General features: G+C 46.7%; 20 protein-coding genes. 14 read left to right on the top strand and 6 right to left on the bottom strand.

Annotated features, from left to right (window positions below):
• Positions 1 to 141: 141 nt before the first annotated feature.
• Together QUA10_RS09650 and QUA10_RS09645 are read left to right on the top strand one after the other, a co-directional pair.
• Positions 142 to 975, top strand: a complete 834-nt coding sequence (locus QUA10_RS09650) for a type II CAAX endopeptidase family protein (RefSeq protein ID WP_333082645.1) — start codon at positions 142 to 144, stop codon at positions 973 to 975.
• 81 nt (positions 976 to 1056) lie between these two features.
• The gene (locus QUA10_RS09645; RefSeq protein WP_333082644.1) at positions 1057 to 1416 is read left to right on the top strand and encodes an S-layer protein; all 360 of its coding nucleotides are present in this window, start codon (positions 1057 to 1059) and stop codon (positions 1414 to 1416) included.
• Here the strand turns inward: QUA10_RS09645 and QUA10_RS09640 are convergent.
• The 4 genes from QUA10_RS09640 to psbH all read right to left on the bottom strand — a co-directional run bounded on the left by QUA10_RS09640 (position 1413) and on the right by psbH (position 2954).
• Entirely contained in the window at positions 1413 to 1679 is a 267-nt protein-coding gene (locus tag QUA10_RS09640) for a DUF3146 family protein (protein ID WP_332958583.1), read from the bottom strand. The genes QUA10_RS09645 and QUA10_RS09640 overlap by 4 nt on opposite strands.
• Entirely contained in the window at positions 1676 to 2338 is a 663-nt protein-coding gene (pth, locus tag QUA10_RS09635; protein WP_015176009.1) for an aminoacyl-tRNA hydrolase, read from the bottom strand. The genes QUA10_RS09640 and pth overlap by 4 nt, the downstream gene beginning before the upstream one ends.
• Positions 2339 to 2599, bottom strand: a complete 261-nt coding sequence (locus QUA10_RS09630) for a TatA/E family twin arginine-targeting protein translocase (protein WP_333082643.1) — start codon at positions 2597 to 2599, stop codon at positions 2339 to 2341. It abuts the gene before it with no gap.
• Between the two features lie 151 nt (positions 2600 to 2750).
• Positions 2751 to 2954 (bottom strand): photosystem II reaction center phosphoprotein PsbH, encoded by a 204-nt coding sequence (gene psbH, locus QUA10_RS09625; RefSeq protein ID WP_333082642.1) that lies wholly within the window; start codon positions 2952 to 2954, stop codon positions 2751 to 2753.
• A gap of 212 nt (positions 2955 to 3166) precedes the next feature.
• On the opposite strand from psbH, the gene psbN reads away from it, so the two are divergent.
• The 7 genes from psbN to QUA10_RS09590 all read left to right on the top strand — a co-directional run bounded on the left by psbN (position 3167) and on the right by QUA10_RS09590 (position 10041).
• Complete coding sequence (gene psbN / locus QUA10_RS09620) at positions 3167 to 3298, top strand: photosystem II reaction center protein PsbN (RefSeq protein WP_190742515.1); 132 nt, start codon at positions 3167 to 3169, stop codon at positions 3296 to 3298.
• 244 nt (positions 3299 to 3542) lie between these two features.
• On the top strand, positions 3543 to 4643 hold the full coding sequence (gene aroC, locus QUA10_RS09615) for a chorismate synthase (RefSeq protein WP_190659307.1): 1101 nt from the start codon (positions 3543 to 3545) through the stop codon (positions 4641 to 4643).
• A gap of 1 nt (position 4644) precedes the next feature.
• Positions 4645 to 5556 (top strand): MBL fold metallo-hydrolase, encoded by a 912-nt coding sequence (locus tag QUA10_RS09610; protein ID WP_333082641.1) that lies wholly within the window; start codon positions 4645 to 4647, stop codon positions 5554 to 5556.
• 633 nt (positions 5557 to 6189) lie between these two features.
• On the top strand, positions 6190 to 7113 hold the full coding sequence (locus QUA10_RS09605) for a hypothetical protein (protein WP_333082640.1): 924 nt from the start codon (positions 6190 to 6192) through the stop codon (positions 7111 to 7113).
• Positions 7114 to 7981: 868 nt separating this feature from the next.
• The gene (locus QUA10_RS09600; protein ID WP_333082639.1) at positions 7982 to 8599 is read left to right on the top strand and encodes a class II aldolase/adducin family protein; all 618 of its coding nucleotides are present in this window, start codon (positions 7982 to 7984) and stop codon (positions 8597 to 8599) included.
• A 244-nt stretch (positions 8600 to 8843) separates the two neighbouring features.
• On the top strand, positions 8844 to 9398 hold the full coding sequence (locus QUA10_RS09595) for an Npun_F5560 family protein (protein ID WP_333032327.1): 555 nt from the start codon (positions 8844 to 8846) through the stop codon (positions 9396 to 9398).
• On the top strand, positions 9391 to 10041 hold the full coding sequence (locus QUA10_RS09590) for a hypothetical protein (protein ID WP_333082638.1): 651 nt from the start codon (positions 9391 to 9393) through the stop codon (positions 10039 to 10041). Before QUA10_RS09595 ends, QUA10_RS09590 begins: the two co-directional genes overlap by 8 nt.
• Before the next feature lie 44 nt (positions 10042 to 10085).
• Here QUA10_RS09590 and QUA10_RS09585 read toward each other — a convergent pair whose 3' ends face one another.
• Positions 10086 to 10430: an STAS domain-containing protein gene (locus tag QUA10_RS09585; RefSeq protein WP_333082637.1), complete on the bottom strand. Its 345-nt coding sequence runs from the start codon at positions 10428 to 10430 to the stop codon at positions 10086 to 10088.
• Positions 10431 to 10780: 350 nt separating this feature from the next.
• Between QUA10_RS09585 and QUA10_RS09580 the strand changes: the two genes are divergently transcribed.
• Both QUA10_RS09580 and QUA10_RS09575 read left to right on the top strand, forming a co-directional pair.
• Complete coding sequence (locus QUA10_RS09580; RefSeq protein WP_333082636.1) at positions 10781 to 11404, top strand: DedA family protein; 624 nt, start codon at positions 10781 to 10783, stop codon at positions 11402 to 11404.
• Positions 11405 to 11702: 298 nt separating this feature from the next.
• On the top strand, positions 11703 to 11888 hold the full coding sequence (locus tag QUA10_RS09575; RefSeq protein WP_333082635.1) for a Uma2 family endonuclease: 186 nt from the start codon (positions 11703 to 11705) through the stop codon (positions 11886 to 11888).
• 793 nt (positions 11889 to 12681) lie between these two features.
• On the opposite strand, the gene purM is transcribed toward QUA10_RS09575, so the two are convergent.
• Positions 12682 to 13710, bottom strand: a complete 1029-nt coding sequence (gene purM, locus QUA10_RS09570) for a phosphoribosylformylglycinamidine cyclo-ligase (RefSeq protein ID WP_333082634.1) — start codon at positions 13708 to 13710, stop codon at positions 12682 to 12684.
• 471 nt (positions 13711 to 14181) lie between these two features.
• Here purM and QUA10_RS09565 point away from each other — a divergent pair, with 471 nt between their 5' ends.
• The 3 genes from QUA10_RS09565 (at position 14182) to QUA10_RS09555 (ending at position 18516) form a co-directional block, all read left to right on the top strand.
• Complete coding sequence (locus QUA10_RS09565) at positions 14182 to 15282, top strand: septal ring lytic transglycosylase RlpA family protein (RefSeq protein ID WP_333086229.1); 1101 nt, start codon at positions 14182 to 14184, stop codon at positions 15280 to 15282.
• Positions 15283 to 15476: 194 nt separating this feature from the next.
• Positions 15477 to 17093 carry a bifunctional pantoate--beta-alanine ligase/(d)CMP kinase gene (locus tag QUA10_RS09560; protein WP_333082695.1) on the top strand — a complete coding sequence of 539 codons (1617 nt, stop codon included), beginning with the start codon at positions 15477 to 15479 and terminating at the stop codon, positions 17091 to 17093.
• Positions 17094 to 17580: 487 nt separating this feature from the next.
• Positions 17581 to 18516, top strand: a complete 936-nt coding sequence (locus QUA10_RS09555; RefSeq protein ID WP_333082632.1) for a polysaccharide deacetylase family protein — start codon at positions 17581 to 17583, stop codon at positions 18514 to 18516.
• Positions 18517 to 18755: the final 239 nt, after the last annotated feature.

Below are 18755 nucleotides of genomic sequence, written 5' to 3'. Positions count from 1 at the left end.
AGTGACACTTACTTGTGCTACACCATTTGAGTGTCACTCATTTAAGCGACTGTGTTGTTGACTATTTCACTCATGCGTCCGACCCGTGTTATGTTTATTTTTACTAAAAATTAAAATCTCTCAGCAAGTAAATTGTAACCAATGATTAACCGCTGCCAAATAATAGCCACTTATCCATTTCCTTTCCGTGTGATAATTTTCCTATTAATTTTGCTAGCAATTTGGCTGCCGCTAGCAGCACCAATTTATCTGTTAGTTAAAGATAGTAACCTAGCCACTATTCTGACAATGGGATTGTTGTTTACTGAGTTTCTGTTCTTAGTGCCGCGCTGGGGAAAACTGGTTTACGGACAAACCAAATTACTCAAGAGTTACGGTTTAATCAATACGCGAAAAAACGGTTTTGAGCTTTTAATCGGATTGGCGATCGGGCTTTTGCTCACTTTCAGCTTATTTGCGGTGCAAGGGCTGTTCGGCTTAGTCGCGTGGCAAAATTCTGATAATTTGCCGAGAATCATCGCAGAAGGGCTGTTAAGCGCCCTTGGAGTCGGTTTTGCCGAGGAGTTGGTATTCCGTGGTTGGTTGCTGGACGAGTTGCAGCGAGATTACAATTATAAAATATCTCTGTGGGCGAATAGCCTGGTGTTTGCCCTATCTCATTTTATCAAACCTGTCGCGGCTATGCTGGGGAGTTGGCCGCAGTTTCCGGGGTTGTTGTTGCTGGGTTTGAGTCTGGTTTGGGGTAAAAGATCGCGCCAAAATCGCCTCGGTTTGTCGATCGGGCTTCATGCAGGTTTAGTCTGGGGATATTACATTATTAACATCGGGCAGTTAGTGCGATATTCGGCATCTGTTCCCGACTGGGTGACAGGAGTTAACGGCAATCCGCTAGCTGGCGCGATCGGGCTGTTGTTTTTGACTGTCTTGGCTTTGGGAATGCGAAAAATGTCCCAACAGTCCAAAGGTTTCGAGTAAGGACGAAGAGTCCTTATTTGCCACAATTTTGAGGACTAAATTCCTCACTACCACCCAACTTGTCCAGAAATTTATAAAGTTATGAAACTCAGCATCTTTGGCACTGCTACACTGTTAATTTATACAGGTTTGTTAGCTCCGGCAAACGCACAAAATACCGCACCAGTCAAGCCAAATAATTCTTTAGTTCAAATGCAGGTAATACGAGAAGAAATTCTCAATGCTTGCGTGCAGAATCAGGCTGAAACTTTGCCAAATCCTTTTACCGATGTACCTTCCAATCACTGGGCTTACAAAGCTGTTTTGACAATGTATTATTGCGGGGCTTACCGAGAAGGGACGCCACCTGCTTTAATTAAAGAATCACTGGAATCGGGAGATACTACTAGAGAAAGTTTGCCTTCCCCAGCGCTTTTTCCCTTCCCATTACTAAGATTTTAAAACTCAGCCCGAACCGTAAACGAATAATCGCCACCTGGTTCTAATTGATAATCCCATTTTTCCAGAAACCGGTGCAGCGGTTCCTGAATCAATGCCCTACCCTGAGAAGGCTCAAGTATCAGCGTTTTTTCTGACGTGAAACGCCACTGAAACTGCCACTCAAAATTACCCGCAGTCACTTCACCCTCAATCGTGCCTTTTTGCCAAGATTGACCAGTAACCCGGACATATGCAGTTGTTTCAGGCAAACGTCTCGAACTCACCTTTTTGTTTCCGCGTTTGTTTCTGCAATTGTGCGACTATTGTAAAGGCTCATGGCTTTTTCTACTCCTTGATGTAGACTTAGTTCCACAGCTTCTACAACCAGTTTAAGCACTTTTTCTACTAACTGACTTTCCTCTGAGGAAAACTTTCCTAACACGAAGGAAATCGTATCTTTCTCATTTTTAGCAGCATCGTTTTGAGGTTTGCCGATGCCAATCCGCAAGCGGGGAAACTTGTCTGTACCCAAATGAGAAATTGTGGATTTCATGCCGTTGTGTCCGCCGGCTGAACCGGCAAGCCGCATTCTCAATTTCCCGATCGGCAAATCCATATCATCGTATACTATTAATACCGACTCCGCAGGTATTTTGTACCAATCCGTCGCCGCCCGAATCGCTTGACCCGACAGATTCATGTAAGTAAGCGGTTTCAGCAAACGGATTTTCTGTCCCCGCGGCCGATTTCCCTCGCCAAATATGCCTTGAAATTTGCGATTTTCCGACAGGGAAATCTGCCAAGATTTAGCCAAGGCATCGACAGCATTAAAGCCTATGTTGTGTCGGGTGCGATCGTATTTAGGTTCTGGATTTCCCAACCCAACTATTAGCTGGGGAATCACTAACTCCGCTGGTGTTTCCGACTTCTGAGTGTTGTTCATTTAACTGTCTGTGCTATCTTCCTTGGGAGTAGCCGCCGCGAGTTTTTCAGTTTCCGGTTTGCTGGTAGTTGCTACTGCTTCTTCTAACTGCTTAGCTTCCCGCGTGAATTCCGACTCAAAATCCCGCGAAGCGTCTTGAAAGCCCCGAATTGCTTTCCCCATACTCCGACCGATTTCAGGTAATTTTTTAGGGCCAAATACCAATAGGGCGATCGTAAAAATAACTGCCATTTCGGGCAAACCAATGCCAAAAATATTCATGGTTTTTCTCCAGCAATTTGTTTAGTTACTTTTTGTTTATTTATGGCAAAAGTAATCGGAAAGGGTAAGGAAAAATGGGAAAACTTAGCTTTTACCCTTTCTCCTCAACCCTCAGCTTTTACTTTTAGCCTTACTGTTTTGCGATCAATTTTTAGCGGTCGAGACTCGACCAATCCATATCCACACTCTCCAGAATCAGAGAAGAGTTGTAGATTTGCAAAATAATCAACAAGAACACGAAAAACAGTCCAATGAACACGCTCATCAACAGCGTGGTTCCCCAGCCGGGGGCTACCTTGCCGTATTCCGAGTTAAGGGGTTTGAGTATATCTCCTAACCAAGTCCGTTGTGCCATAAGTCACCTGCAATGAATCTCTACAGAAAAGTTTGACATATTTCTACCGCTAATTGCGATCGCAATTTCTCAGAAATGCTGCCGGGGTACTCGGAAAACGGGGAGTGGCGGTTGGCTGCCATACCGTACAGCGCCTAAAATCACGAGACTTTCAGACGGATTGTTATTTTTTGTAATATTATAGAGTGGAGCACTCATAATCGATCACAAATATGGAACCCGCAGCAGTTCTCGGCATTTCTCTCGGTGTGTGTCTGGTGGCCATCACCGGTTTCTCGATCTACACGGCTTTCGGCCCTCCCGCTAAGGAATTGAGAGATCCTTTTGAAGAACACGAAGACTAAAGAAGAAGGAAGGCACAACACGGATTCGGACACGGATATACGGATGAATTTAAGTGTGTTTCCAGATATCTCCTATTCTCTGTCTCTCCCTCTCTCCCTGGTAGATATTCTTCTAGGGGTGGGAAGGGAGTGATGCTGTGAGGCGATCACCTGTCGCCTACTCGTCAATGGTATATTTTTCATAAATACAGTAAATCTCTATTCCATTTAAGCTAAAAATTATTAGGTGTCAGGCTAAAGCATCATGGGGAACACATTTGGGCATTTATTTCGGATATCGACATTTGGGGAATCTCACGGCGGCGGTGTCGGAGTAGTAATTGACGGTTGCCCGCCCCTGGTGTCGATCGACGCATCGGAAATTCAAGCAGAACTCGATCGCCGTCGCCCCGGCCAAAGCAAAATTACTACGCCCCGCAAAGAAGCAGATACCTGCGAAATTCTGTCCGGGGTGTTTGAAGGCAAAACTTTGGGAACGCCGATCGCAATTTTAGTCCGCAATCAAGACACTCGCCCCCAAGATTACGGCGAAATGGCGACTACCTACCGCCCTTCCCACGCTGATGCTACCTACGATGCTAAGTACGGAATTCGTAACTGGCAAGGCGGAGGTCGATCGTCCGCGAGAGAGACAATAGGTAGAGTAGCAGCAGGGGCGATCGCTAAAAAAATTCTCAAACAAGCAGCAGGAGTCGAAATAGTCGGCTACGTCAAACGCATCAAAGACTTAGAATGTGTCGCCGATCCGGACACTGTTACCTTAGAACAAGTAGAAAGCAACATCGTCCGCTGTCCAGATGCCGAATGTGCCGAAAGAATGATTGAACTGATCGAAAAAGTTCGTGACAGCGGAGATTCAATCGGCGGTGTAGTCGAATGCGTCGCCCGCAATGTACCCAAAGGTCTGGGAATGCCCGTATTCGACAAACTCGAAGCCGACTTGGCCAAAGCCATCATGTCCTTGCCCGCCAGCAAAGGCTTTGAAATTGGTTCCGGGTTTGCCGGGACTCTGCTCAAAGGCAGCGAACATAATGATGAATACTATACTGATGATAAGGGTGTAATTCGTACAGTGACGAATCGCTCTGGCGGAATTCAGGGTGGGATTGCTAACGGCGAAAATATCATTTTGCGGGCGGCATTCAAGCCGACTGCGACAATTCGCCAGCAGCAGCGCACCGTTACCCGAGAAGGCGAAGAAACGCTGCTGGCTGCCAAGGGACGGCACGACCCTTGCGTTTTGCCAAGAGCTGTGCCAATGGTGGAAGCGATGGTAGCTTTAGTGTTGTGCGATCATCTGCTGCGCCATCACGGACAATGTGGAACCTTAAAGCCTGAATTTTAAAATGGAAATCAGCTTGTCCTCTGTAGCGGCAAATCCCCTTGATTGCCCTCAACCCTCCGAATCAATAAAAGGTATAGATGAATTTGTAGTACAGTTTTGGGGCGTGCGGGGCAGTGTTCCGACACCCGGACAGGAAACTGTTCGCTACGGCGGCAATACTTCTTGTTTGGAAATGCGAGTCGCTGGCAAACGCTTGATTTTTGACGGCGGAACAGGCTTGCGGATGCTGGGAGACCAGTTGGTGCAAGAAATGCCCGTGCAAGCTTATATGTTTTTTACTCACTATCACTGGGATCACATTCAAGGTTTCCCTCTGTTCGCCCCAGCTTTCATCCGCGGCAATAGCTTTGATATTTATGGGGCGACTCCGCCGGATGGAGATTGCATGAAAAGGCACTTTGTTGAACGGGTGCTCCACTCGAATTCGCCGGTGCCGCTGATGGGTTTGCAGGCAGATTTGAATTTCTACGAACTCAATCACAACCAGACGATGATGCTGGACGATATTGAGATTAGGACGGGTTCTCTTAATCACCCGAATACTGCTATGGGATATCGGGTGACTTGGCAGGGACGATCTGTTGTTTATTGTTCGGATACTGAGCATTTTCCCGATCGCCTAGATGAGAATGTCTATAATTTAGCCCTCGACGCTGATGTGCTGATTTACGATGCGATGTACACAGACGAGGAATATCACAACCCCAAGTCTCCGAAGGTGGGTTGGGGACACTCGACTTGGCAGGAAGCGGTGAGAATGGCTAAGGAGGCGCGGGTGAAACGAGTGGTGATTTTTCACCATGATCCGGCTCATACTGACGATTTTCTCGATCGCATCGCCGAAGATGTGCAAATTGCTTTTCCGAAGGCTGTCATGGCACGCGAGGGTCTTATTTTGCCGATCGGCTTGTGAACATTCGCCTCAGAGGCTCGATCAAACCATCAACTGATCGAACCATAATTGTTATGTGAATATGTGGATCTGGTCTCGCGCCCCGATCCACAATTTTTTTTAATACGCAGCAAACTCTTAACTGCATGGTATAATTCTTGCTTGTTAAGTTTTTAGGCAGATTATTTAAGGTTTTTTTTATTCTTCAACCGCGTCCGCAAGACGCCAAGACGTAAGATAATTGGAGGATTGCCAAGGGTGAAAAGGTGACTCTTTTGAATGTCAACAAACACGGGGAGGCGAGGATCTCGCACGCCTGAGTGCTAGTCTGATGCGAGTAGACTTCCAGAAGCCTTGTTACAGATTAATTATTAAGGACAAAAACTGAAGTTATAGCTCGGATCAAATAAAAGCGCGATCGGTTTTTTGGGTTCATGAATATTGACAACTCTCAAAAGCTAATAGCTTTTAGGTACAAACTGAGAAAATTTTCAGCAGTCAATTTGACTAACCAGAAAGAAACGATCGCTCTGGTGTTTGGCAGTAGCTGCGGCAAGCGAATGTTATGACTTGACTATCAAAATGGGAAATTTACGTTTTAGATCTTCAGCACATCAATACAGATGGATTGCCCTAGGCAGTTTTGCTGTAATTATGGGTATTTCAGGCGCCCTGGCCTACCGCCTCGCCCCGCCCCCCGGATTCATGGCTCAAGGCACTCTCACTTCTAATAATCCGCCAGTCAAATTTTCGACCACGGGCACGACAATTCTCAAGCAGGGAGAGCAACTCACCCCGGAGGTTCTCCTAGCAGATAATGTTGTCAAAGCCGTGGCAGATGCAGTTAAGCTGTCGCCCCAGCAAGTTCGACAAAATGCTAGTGTCAAGATTTCTAAGCCGGAACAACCCCTAGAGATTGTTGTTGGGTATCGCTCGCTCGATCAGGAGCAAGCAATCCAAACGGCGGATATGTTGATGAAAGGCATGGTTGAAAAAAGTCGCCTGATTAACAGATATCGGTGGCAATCAGTCAATCAGTCGCTCAACCAACGGTTGGCACAAGTCACTCAAGACCTGAAACAAGCTCAGCAAAAACTCGACCAATACGAAAGAGAGCGTGCTCGCCTGTTGCAGCAAATGAAGCTTCAGCAAGACTTTTACAACAAAACTCAGCTTGCAATGGCGGATACGCAAGCGTCGGAAAAAGAAATGGTTAGCAGTTTGGCCGCCGCTACAGTGCCGCAAATTGTGGCGACGCCCACAAGCGATCCGACAGTGCCTCTGATTTTGGGAATTGGCTTACTGTTGGCTATTTTGGTCAGCCGCGGTTTGATTCCTTCGGTGGCGGATTGGAAGTACAAAGCAGCTTTTCAGCGAGAAGAGAGCGAAAGGCTCCAAAGTGCTTTGTACCGACTGATCAAAGAAGGCCACGGCGAAATAACTCTGGTGCGGTTTGCGATGGAAACGCGGCTGTCACCGGATGTGGCTCAGCGTTTTTTGAACCAACAAGCTGAAGTTTTTAATGCCAATTGCGAAATTAAAGACGACGGCAGTATCTTGTATCACTTCCACATTTAAAGGGCTGGGGGCGATCGCGCTTCACAGAAAAATTTAGCCGATCGGGCCCTCACTGCTCGATCGGCTTGTTTGTTTCTTAATAGGATTTATATCAGGTTCGGTCGATCGACTATCCCCCTTTAGGCAGGCGCGGGTTGAGGGGATCTATAACTTATACTACTACTACTACAGATTTTGGTGAACCCGCCGACGCGAGCTGGCGTGGCGGTGATTTTACTGGACATGATATTACCCTCAACCCGCTTTCTTAGCTTGTAGGATGCCCCGGAGCTAAAAATTGCTCGATCGACAGAGGTGTGGACTAACGTAGATCACCCGAAGATTGTGCCAGTTCCTCCCAGACTGGCTAAAAAATATTTTTGTGTTCCACTTGCTTTTTGCTTCATTATATGTATAATGATAAAAAATCAGTAAATGTACGGTTGCTTTTTGCCGGAGTTACCGAATTAAGGGTACTTTATCCTTAAATATTTATTAAGGTAGAGCTCACCTCAGTAGAAATGCTGTAGTATAGAACAATAACCGATTCAGGGATGTTATGTAGTTTCACATCAGAAACTCGATCGGGCAATAGCCTGAAATTAAACTCCCCGACTGAAAGCGTACATATTCATATTGAACTTTTGTAATCACCTAGAGGCTAAATCATGATTTTTGGAATAATTGGTTCTTCTTTCCTAGCTTACTTTTTGCTAATGTCGGTCGCTAATTACGGCGACACTGGAATGTAGATTAGTTAAGGCACTAATGCACGGAGACAGCAGGCCGCAGGCAAAAAAGTTGTTTGACAACTTCTTGACAACTTCGATTAAGTCTCAGCTTCGGCAAGGTCTGTCGTGTCAGAGTCGTGTCTGAATCGGACAAAAAAATGGATGAAGGAGTCGTTAAGTACCGCTGTGACTGGGAAAAAGCAGACCCTGTAGCTGCCCAGAACATAGCAGATTTGATGGACTGGCGCGATCGGCTCCACGCTTGGGGATTAGTTGGCGTCTACGAAAATGGCATAGGGTTTGGCAACGTCAGTGTCAGGCTCGGCAATTCTTGCCAATTTGTGATTTCGGGAACCCAGACTGCACACTTTAGAACTCTGGGACCAGAATCATACTGTACTGTTACCGAATTTAACTTAGAACAAAATTTCCTCGGCTGCCGGGGGCCCGTACAAGCTTCGTCGGAGTCCCTGACTCACGGGGCCCTGTACCTTCAGAGAGAGGATGTGGGCGGGATAATTCACGTCCATAATCCTAAGCTATGGCAGCAACTGCTGTTTAAGATTCCTACTACTAGAAAAGAAATACCTTACGGTACTCCCCAAATGGCTTTAGAAATGTCTAGACTTTTTGAGGAGGAGAATTTGGCAGAGCGCCAAATTCTGGCGATGGCCGGTCACGAGGACGGTATTATCTGTTTTGGCAGCACCGTGGACGAAGCTGGCAAAGTCCTTTCGGCTGCGATTTGTTACACATCAGATCTTGCACTATTCTGAGAAAAAGCTAAGAAACCTGGTTTATTGACAAAAAACCTAGGATTTTACCTGTGTCTAGGGCAAGAAACTAAGGTGGTGACGTGGATGCCTGATTTGAGTTAGACTGAGCTTTACCCTTGACCTCGGGCCGCTGGCTCAATTTAGCCTAATGGGTTCAAAACTTTTGAAGTGCCTCTTGCCTCTGCGGTAAGGGAAAGATATTTTTAAATAGAAACACATTATATAACAAAAGCTGAGAGTCATCGTGAATCAAACTAAACTTGTAAGCTCAAAAGAATTGCAATCAGAGGTATCTCGTCTCACCGAAGAGCTGCAAATGCGCGACCAATTGGTGCAGCAGTTGTCTCAAGAACTTTTCAGGCTGGTGAAGGGCAATTCTAGTTTTGTGCCGGCGCCGGAAGTTTCCGATCGCCACCAAGCTCAAATGCAGGCAATGCGGGAACAACTCCAAGCTGTTGAAGAACAGGTGGGTTTTTATCAGGAACAAATCGCCGAGCGGGATGCTGAGGTTTACCAACTGCGGCAATCGGTGCAAGAATTGACCGATCGCTCTCGGATGCTGGAACAGGTAGTGCAGGAATTGCCGGGGGTTTACCGCCAGAAGTTTGCCGAGCGGATCGAGCCAATCAAGGAAAAGTTGGATCAACTGCAAAAGGAAAATCGCCAATTGCACACTGAGTTGCAAAGCGTAACTTACCGTCTAGCTGTGCGGAGCCGCAAGGCTAAGGGTCTGGATCTGCCGAGCGTCGATGAAACGGATGATCGCGGAATTCAAATGCCGAGCTTTGGCAATGTCTAAGGTTTTGATTGTGGCGGGTAGTGAGCAAAGTCCGGCGGCAAGTCTCAAGGCGGCGATCGCTCAATCTCATCCTTTAACTGAAGTCAATATTTGTGGGGTTTCTGAACTCAATTCGGGCGTGATCGCTCCGGGTGGGGTGATCGTTTGTCCTTTGACGCTGGATGTACCAGAAAATATGGTTTTTCCGGCTCAAGATGTGTTTCGATTTTGTGCCAATGTTTCGGGGGCGCGCGATCGAGTGGCTCAGGAGTTGCTTTGTCCCGTCGGGGGTGGCAATTTTTGGCTGCCTGTGGTGTTGACTGCAAAGGGCCCACTGTATGCTGAGGTGATCGGTGGCGAACCTGATAAGCAGTCTGGCGAGTTGAGTTACTCTCAACCGGTGCATTTGTCGGATGTTTGGCGACAGCAGTTGTATGAGTTGGCTTACCGCTTGCTGAATCTTTTAAATGCGCCGCCGGCGACTTATTTGATGCAGTTCGGGTTTGTGGGGGAAAGGATTTGTTTTGATCGACTTTGGCCTTTTCCGGCTGCACCTGCGATCGCTTCTGTCGGCGTTCAAGTGCCGGATTTATTTGTTTGTCATTGGTATTGCTTGACAAATAAACCTATTTATGATGTACAAATTAACTCTGCGGTTGCTTGAAGTCTCTTGCAAACTTGAGATTTAAACTGGGGATCTCATTTTAATCAAGCAACTAAAGCGGGAGTTTCAGGGGAGACTATTTGGTCGAAACTGTCGAAGATTTCAAAGAGTTGGTCGAGTTGAGTAATTTCAAAAATTAGCTTGACTGTGGCTGAGAGGTTGCAGATGACGAGGCGGCATCCCCGGTGGCGGGCAGCGTTGAGTCCGCCGACTAAGGCGCAGATCCCGGAACTGTCGATGAAATCTACGGCGGCCATGTCTATTACCCAGAGTTTGTGGCGATCGGGCACAATCTCGGCTAGCTGTTGCTGCAGGAGGCTGCCGGCTTGGGAGTCGAGGCAGTTGTGAGGTTGAAGGACGATGGGTTGGTTGAAGTTGGGAAATTCCATAGCAGTTATCCTACGAGCGTAAAGTATAAATAAGTTAGTTTAGTTGCTGACTCTGTTGAGAGACTCAGGGAATTTCAGCGTATGTTTTAGGATTGGCGATCGCCCTTGTCGGAATTGGTGGGGAGAGCCGTTGTGATAAATTTTAGTAGGAAAACTGGCTAGTGATCGCGCGGAACGCAACCGCAACAATTCTCTATTCATCTATTATGCCTGAAAGGCTAATTTTTAGTTGGGCCAGCGATCGCGACAACAGTGTGTTCTTCATCACAGTGAAAGATTGCACTATTGGCTGAATCGAGCCAATATATAAATGTATTGAGCTTTGCAAAAGTTTACGAAGGCAGTATCGAATGTCTTTTGAGTTTTTATCGTTAGAGACTATTCAGCAGTTTGCGCGTGATTACGGCTACTGGGCAGTATTTCTGGGAATTCTGCTGGAAAATCTGGGAGTTCCTCTTCCAGGCGAGACAATTACGATTGCTGGCGGGTTTTTAGCTGGCAGCGGGGAACTGAATTACTGGTTTGTGCTCGGCAGTGCGATCGCGGGTGCTACATTGGGGGGAAATTTTGGTTATGCGATCGGCAGGTACGGTGGCTGGCCACTACTGCTGAAGCTGGGAAAATTTTTCCGCTTTCGAGAAGAACAACTGTTTGACTTAAAAGAACAGTTTAGCAAAAATGCAGCTAAAGCCGTATTTTTGGGCCGTTTCATCGCACTGCTGCGAATTTTTGCTAGCCCCCTAGCAGGTATTGCAGAAATGCCTTTTTGGAAATTTTCGCTGTTCAATGTTCTGGGTGCTGCAAGCTGGGCATCTGTAATGGTGAGTTTATCCTACTTCTTGGGACAAGTTGTGTCTTTAGAGAAATTGGTAGCTTGGGCTGCTCAATTTGCGGTATTTGCTTTGCTGTTAGCAGTTGCTTGGATTGCAATTCCTCTTTGGTTGGAAGCGCGAAGTTTGGACAAGACTAAGTAAGATTAGTGGTTAGACTTTTTGCAAGAGTTCTGGATTTTCTGTTTTTAACCGCAGATAAACGCAAATGAACGCAGATATTATCTATTTTTGCAAAAAGTCTAATGATTGGTGATCGCCTATTAATAAGTCAGGACTTCTGTCCTCAAAATCATCAAGTTTGTAGCGATAACTTATGCCCGTAAAACAATCCATTTGGTAGTGAGTAATTCTGTCCTGAATAGCGAAACTATTACTCAATAATGGCTAAAGTCCTTACTACAAACCTATTTTATGGGTAATTAAAATAACATCATATAAAGTGGAAGTCTTATCTCCGACTACTGAGGCGTTTGACAGAGGAGATAAATTTGCGGATTATCGATCGCTCTCAACTGTACAAAAATATGTATTCATCAGTCACCCAATGGTAAATGTGGATTGCTACCGTCGGGATGTGACCGAACGTTGGGTTTTTTCTTGTTGCAGCGAGGGGGAATGTGTATAGTTGGCTAGTATGAATTTTCACTGTCCAATCTCTGTTTAGTATGAGGATGTTCCTGGATTGAATGAAATAGGATTTCAAAAACTCGATCGCTATAATTATAATTCACAATAATTCACAGAATGCTGCAAACAAGGGAGGAGAAGAAGTGCGCTCGCAATAATCAGCGTGTTAGCTGAAAGGCGATGTAATAAATATTCTAGCTCTTCAATTACTTTAAACAGTCAATTAGCAATATATTCAGGACTTACGTAATCAAGGGTTTGAGATTGCTTCACTAGGTTCTCTTGGGACAGAAAATAGTAGTAAGTGTCTAGATTCTATGGATATCCCTGAATACACCAATGAAACACATTATTTACGATGTAACCCAAAAAATCACCAATTTTTGATTGATTATTTCGGTTGTTTAGCAATAACAAAATCATAATTTTTCCTCTATTATATCCTTTTTTTTATTTTAATGCTTATTGCAGTTGCTATATCTGTTTGGGATTCAGATACTTTTGAACGGCTAGTTTTTCACTAGTTGACGGAAATAATTTGGAATTATACCGTACTTAAAGGCACAAGAGCTTATTTCAATTTCATTTAAAATTAAAGCAACGAGTCATCAGTTGTGAAGTTATTTTTCTCTTTCTTCCTCTGTGTCCTCTGCGTCCTCTGCGGTTACTTTCAAAAGTATAAATTTAACCGCAGATATACACAGATGAATGCAGATTGAGATTGTCTGTTAACGCATAAAACAAAGCAAAGCAATCTTCACCCCATGCGATTGTTTCTTATTAATGACCCATTAACCGTTATCCATGATCAATTCTCCTTTCCCCTCAATCACTTCCCCGATCGCCCAAGCACCTATTCCCTGAGATTCAAACCATTTAACAGCCTGTTCTACTTCCCTGGAATCGAGCAACAGCACAAAGCCAATCCCCATATTAAAAGTATTGAACATATCTGCTGTGGCAACTTGGCCGGCTTCAGCAATCCACTGGAAAATTGGCAAATTTGGCCAGCTATTGCTGTCAATTTTCACAGATTGATTAACCCCCAAACAGCGGGGCAAATTTTCCGGCAAACCGCCGCCTGTAATGTGAGCCATGCCGTGAATTTCTAGAGCGCTCTTAATTGCTTCGAGGACTGGTTTAACATAAATTGTAGTCGGAGTTAGCAGCACTTCTCCTAAAGTTTTGCCACCTAACTTTTCGGGTTGCGAATGCCAGTCAAAACCGCGATCGCCAGCAATTTTTCTCACCAAACTAAAACCGTTGCTGTGCACGCCCGAACTCGCCAGCCCCACAGCCACATCTCCCACCTGCACCCGCGAACCGTCTAACAATTTGCTCTTTTCGACAATTCCCACGCAAAACCCCGCCAAATCGTACTCACCCGCTTGGTAAAAACCGGGCATTTCTGCCGTTTCCCCTCCAAGTAAAGCACAGCCCGCTTGCTTGCAACCGTCAGCAATGCCAGTCACCACCGCAGCTAATTGTTCGGGATTTAACTTTCCCGTGGCTAAATAATCGAGAAAAAAGAGGGGTTCGGCCCCGGATGTCAGCACGTCGTTGACGCACATCGCCACCAAGTCGATACCTACCGTGTCGTGCCGATCGAGATTGTGGGCCAATTTCAACTTAGTCCCAACACCGTCAGTACCCGAAACCATAATCGGCTCTCTTAAACCCTCCGGGACGCTGAAAAACCCGCTAAACCCACCGAATCCGCCCAAAACTCCCGATCGGTGCGTGCTCTTAACCACACTCCCGATACGCGAGACAAAAGCTCTGCCCGCCTCAACATCCACACCTGCTTCTCGATAATCCATAAGTCCGCCAAATCGATTTCTTCTAATTTTTAGTTTATTCCCATAACAGTTGACAAACAGCTTTTTTAAGAGTAGCCATTCCGTAGCCCACAAAATACACTAAAGTTTTGTAAAGTTTTGTAAAGTTTTCCGTAATGGCTGAAACGGCTGTAACCCCTGGCACTAAAGGATTTTATGATAGAGGGTTTTGAGAAAATTTGATGAAGATTGGGTGAAAATCGCGATCCCAGCGATCCCCAAGCACAAAAGTTTGTGGTAGTCTGTTGCAGTTCGTGAACAAAACACAAATTGCGAATCGAGTATGAGTTGTCAAGTGTCAGGGAAGTTTCCGCCAATTTTTTTTGGGGTAGAAGCATTAAAGCAAAAACGCACCCGGATACTTTGCTTTGACTCACGGGGGAATGGCGAAGGGCAAGAGAGAAATCCTTGACGCCCGCCGCCAAATGGCCAATCCTCCAATCTCGGTTGGCAATGGCTATTCACAAAAATGGACGTATGAAGGAAAAATTTGTTGGTGGTCTACTCGCTGTCCTGTTAGTTCCTATGGTAGGAACGGCATCCTCTTGTCACGCACAAGCAACAGGTGCCGACAACCAAAACTCTCAGGTTTCCGAGCAAGTAATTGCCACCCAACCGTCCCGGCAGTTAAACGCTACTCGGGTCGAAGCGCAAAAAGTCGGACAGTATCAGTATCAAGCAAGAGCTGAAATTGCCCGAGACTCGATCGCCAAAATTCAGCCCCACGACTTAGGCGGGCGACAAGCAGCGACAGTCTACGTGCGAAACATTCCAGTCATCACCTTTCTGAACGCGAATCCGGAAACAAACACGCCTTTGGGAGAAACTGGCAACAGCCAAGCCAGTGCTAGCAGTCCGTCAAAAGTAGCGGGCGCGAGAGAAAATCCCAAAGTCGGAAACATTGCCAGCAACGACAGCAACCAAGAACCTGATTCAGTTTGGCGGGCATCAAGCTTAGCAGCAAGACTCAATCAGCTATCCCGCAACAACATCGATCCCAACAGCATTACCGTTAAGTGGGAAAAAGGCGATCGCTACATTATCCAGGCAAACGGCGAGGACTTGGTAAACATCAACGCCGAAACAATCCTCCCCGACACCACCAGCAACTTTAGCCGAGACGCCCTGCAAGCAACCAATCGCCTCCGCCGGCTTCTGGGCAACGCCCCACCCCTGGAAGAAGTCGCAGGCAAACCCCAACCAGAACCCGCTGTGCTGTCTCTGGGCCCAATTCAAGTGCGCCTCAGCGGCTGGGCTTCCTGGTACGGCCCGGGATTTGACGGCAACCTCAGCGCCAGCGGCGAGCGTTTCAACCAAAATGATTTGACCGCAGCCCACCCAAATTTGCCTTTTGGAACGAGAGTTATGGTGAGAAATCTCGACAACGGCCGCACCGTAGTCGTCCGCATTAACGACCGAGGCCCCTATGTGGGCGATCGGCTCATTGACTTGTCCGCCGGCGCCGCCAACGTGCTAGGAATGATCAGCAGTGGCGTAGCCAGAGTGGAAATCGAAGTGGTCGAACCGCCGCAGCAAACAACTGTTGGACGCTGAACGGTAGTCTAAGGCCGAATACAAAAGTTATCCGAAGTGTAGAAGGCAGAAAGTAGAATAAAACTGACATCTTGCACCATTATTTGTAGAAGAGGCATCTTACCTGTTCTTGAGGATGATGCAAGATGTCAAGTCGAACAAATTCCGACAAACAAATTCTGCCTTCTGCAGAATGCCTTCAGGAGATTCTACCGGTGCGCCTGTTTACTACCATTGCAGCACTTCGCTGCTACTTAAATTCACAAAAATCTACTGCACCTCATTTGACAGTCGGTTTGGTGCCGACGATGGGAGCTTTGCACGCAGGGCATCTCAGCTTGATCCAGCGGGCAAGGCAAGAAAATGCGATCGCCCTGGTCAGCATTTTTGTCAACCCGCTGCAATTTGGGCCGACAGAAGATTTTCAAGATTATCCTCGGAATATCGAGCAAGACCGGCTGTTGTGCGAACAAGTTGGGGTTGATGCCATATTTGCTCCCTCAGCAACGGAAATGTTCGGCAACCAAGCGCTCGATTCCCTACGGGATAGCTTCGCCGCGCGTACAGAAACAGAGCAAACCGCCCAAAAACAGATAGAGATTCACCTTTCATCCTTAACTCAAGTAGTGCCGCCATCGGCGATGACATCGGTTTTGTGCGGCAAAGCAAGGCCCGGTCATTTTCAGGGCGTCGCGGCAATTGTTACTAAACTTTTGAGTTTGGTGCAGCCGACAAAAGCTTATTTCGGTCAAAAAGACGCCCAGCAGCTAGCAATTATTCGGAAGCTGGTCTTGGATTTTAACTTGCCTGTAGAGATTGTCGCTTGTCCGATCGTCCGCGAAGAGTCGGGACTGGCAATGAGTTCTCGCAATCAGTATTTAACAGCAGAGCAAAAACAGCAGGCCTCCGTACTCTACCGCGCGCTGCAACAAGCCTCGAAAACTTTTTCTTCAGGCGACCGCACCGCAGCAGCCGCACTCGCTGCCGCCCAGGCAGCAGTCGCAGGAGATCCCGCAGTCAAGCTCGAATACGCCGAACTCGTCGATCCCGACACTCTGACGCCGTTGCAGGTTGTGGAAACAGTGGGACTTTTAGCCGTGGCCGCCAGAGTTGGCTCTACTCGTTTGATTGACAATATAATTCTCAGGAATCGTCGGCCGATTGTGGCGATCGACGGCCCGGCGGGAGCAGGCAAATCTACCGTAACTCGCCTTGCCGCAACTGCTTTGAACTTGTTTTATCTGGATACCGGTGCGATGTACCGGGCGCTGACTTGGCTGGCATTGAAAACAGACACGCCGATTTCCGACGAATGCGCGATCGCCGAATTAATTAGTTCCAGTTATTTGGAATACAACCTCGATCCCGCATCAAAGATGTTGAAGATTAACGGCGAAGACGTAACCGAGGCAATTCGCAGTTTGGAAGTGACATCCCGCGTCTCGGAAATGGCGGCAATTCCCGCCGTGCGGCAGTTTCTGGTGGAGGAACAGCGGCGGTGCGGTACAAAAGGCGGAATTATAGCAGAAGGCCGCGATATCGGCACTAACGTGTTTCCTGATGCGGAACTGAAGATTTTTTTGACGGCTTCGGTACAAGAGCGATCGCGCAGGCGGCTGTTAGAACTTAAAGATACCGATCGGGCTAATACTAGCTTGGCGCAATTGGAACAAGACATCGCCCTGCGGGACGAAAAAGACAGCACCCGCGAGGTTGCACCTTTGCGTAAAGCGGCGGATGCTGTGGAAATTCAAACAGACAATCTGACTGTTGCTGAAGTTATCGATCGGATTGTCGGCTTGTACAAAGAGAGAATCGGCCCTAAAAGTTAATTTTACGACCTTGGGGGCGCGCGATCGCCCTCCTATCAAATCCGGTTAACCTCACATCTTGCACCATTCTCAAGAACAGGCAAGACGGCTGTTCCACAAAGAGTAAATTTTTTTGTGGAACAGGCCGAAAAGCCTGTTCATAAAAAGCTTATTGAGAATGGTGCAACATCTCAGGTTAAATCGCAGTGTCCGGTAGGGACGCGGGCTGATGCGGGCTGAGTCCCTAAGAATATCGTGCCATGAATCCGACTTGAGCGCCGTCCCCCTGGCTAGGGAAAAAGTTCACCCATCCCACGTTTTTATAGGTTAGGGGATTTATGGCACACAAATCTTAAATTTTTTTATCCGGGCGGACTTCCCCGCGATCGGTTATTTCCAGTAGCATTTTTACGGGCTGTCCAATTTAAGATTATCCTCTTAAGTGGATTAACTTGATATCAACATAAAATCTCAAATTAACTGTGCAAGGTGTGAAGGAGAGAATGACGTGACAAAATTGAAACTGCTGTGGAGGCGGCGAAAAACTTTAATCGTTGCTTTTATGGCAGCAACAGGAAGTTTTTTGCTGGGTGTGACATGGCCGATTAACTTGCGGGCCAGTCAGCCATTGCAACCGATTCAGGCGCAAGTCTTGGCCGTATCCCAGTCGCAAGAACAACCGCCGATGTCCAATATTAATAAGTTCTCCGAGGCGATCGCCCATCGAGTTGACTTTTCCCAAAATGCTCTAACCCAATTGCAGGCAATCCGATTTCAATCAGCCGTACCGTCGCAGTTTCAAGGTACAACCATTCGTCACGCGAAACTCGACTCCCAGCACAAGGCGATCGCCCTGACATTTGACGACGGCCCCTGGCCAAAAACAACTACACAAATCCTAGATATTCTCAAGGAAAATAATATTAAGGCTACATTCTTCTGGGTAGGAAAATACCTGCAAAATTCTCCCGAAATTGGCAAACAGGTCGCAGAAGCCGGTCACGCGATCGGCAATCACACTTGGAACCATCAATACCTTCAGTATAACGAAGACGATGCCGCTCGCGAGATTGATCGCACTTCATCCTTAATTGAGGACTTGACTGGCATCCAAACATCGATGTTCCGCCCGCCAGGAGGCATTTTAAACAATGGATTGACAGCTTATGCTCAAAAGAAAAATTATGCAGTTGTGATGTGGTCTGCTGATTCTTTTGATTGGCGAACCCTTACGGAATCTTTGATAGACAACGTGATGAGGCAGGCCAATTCCGGTGGCATTGTGCTGATGCACGACGGCGGCGGCAATCGAGCAAGAACTGTAAAAGCTTTGCCTGATATTATTGCTCGATTGAGAAATGAAGGGTACAGTTTCGTAACAATTCCCGAATTATTTCAGATGCAAGAACAATACTTACAACAACAGGAAACAGCACAAAAGTAACAATTTGGAAAAGTGGGACTTTACACCATTTTTCCATTTTTTTGTGTGTGATTAAATTGATTTTTCATAACTCTAGCGGAACGAAGAAGGAAGAATTAGTAACCGCGCCCGATTCCCGGCGACCTTCTTGACTGCTGAAACCATTGCTTTAATTGCATTTCCCTTCTTCCTTATTCCTTCTTCCCTCTTTCTTTTTCCCTCTTTCTTTTTCCTGACATCCGTTACATCCGTTACATCCG

It is taken from the genome of Microcoleus sp. Pol8_D6, from assembly GCF_036700965.1.
In the GTDB taxonomy this organism is placed as follows: Bacteria; Cyanobacteriota; Cyanobacteriia; order Cyanobacteriales; family Microcoleaceae; genus Microcoleus.
The sequence above is the reverse complement of the archived record's forward strand: the minus strand, read 5'-3'. Positions and strand labels throughout refer to the sequence as shown.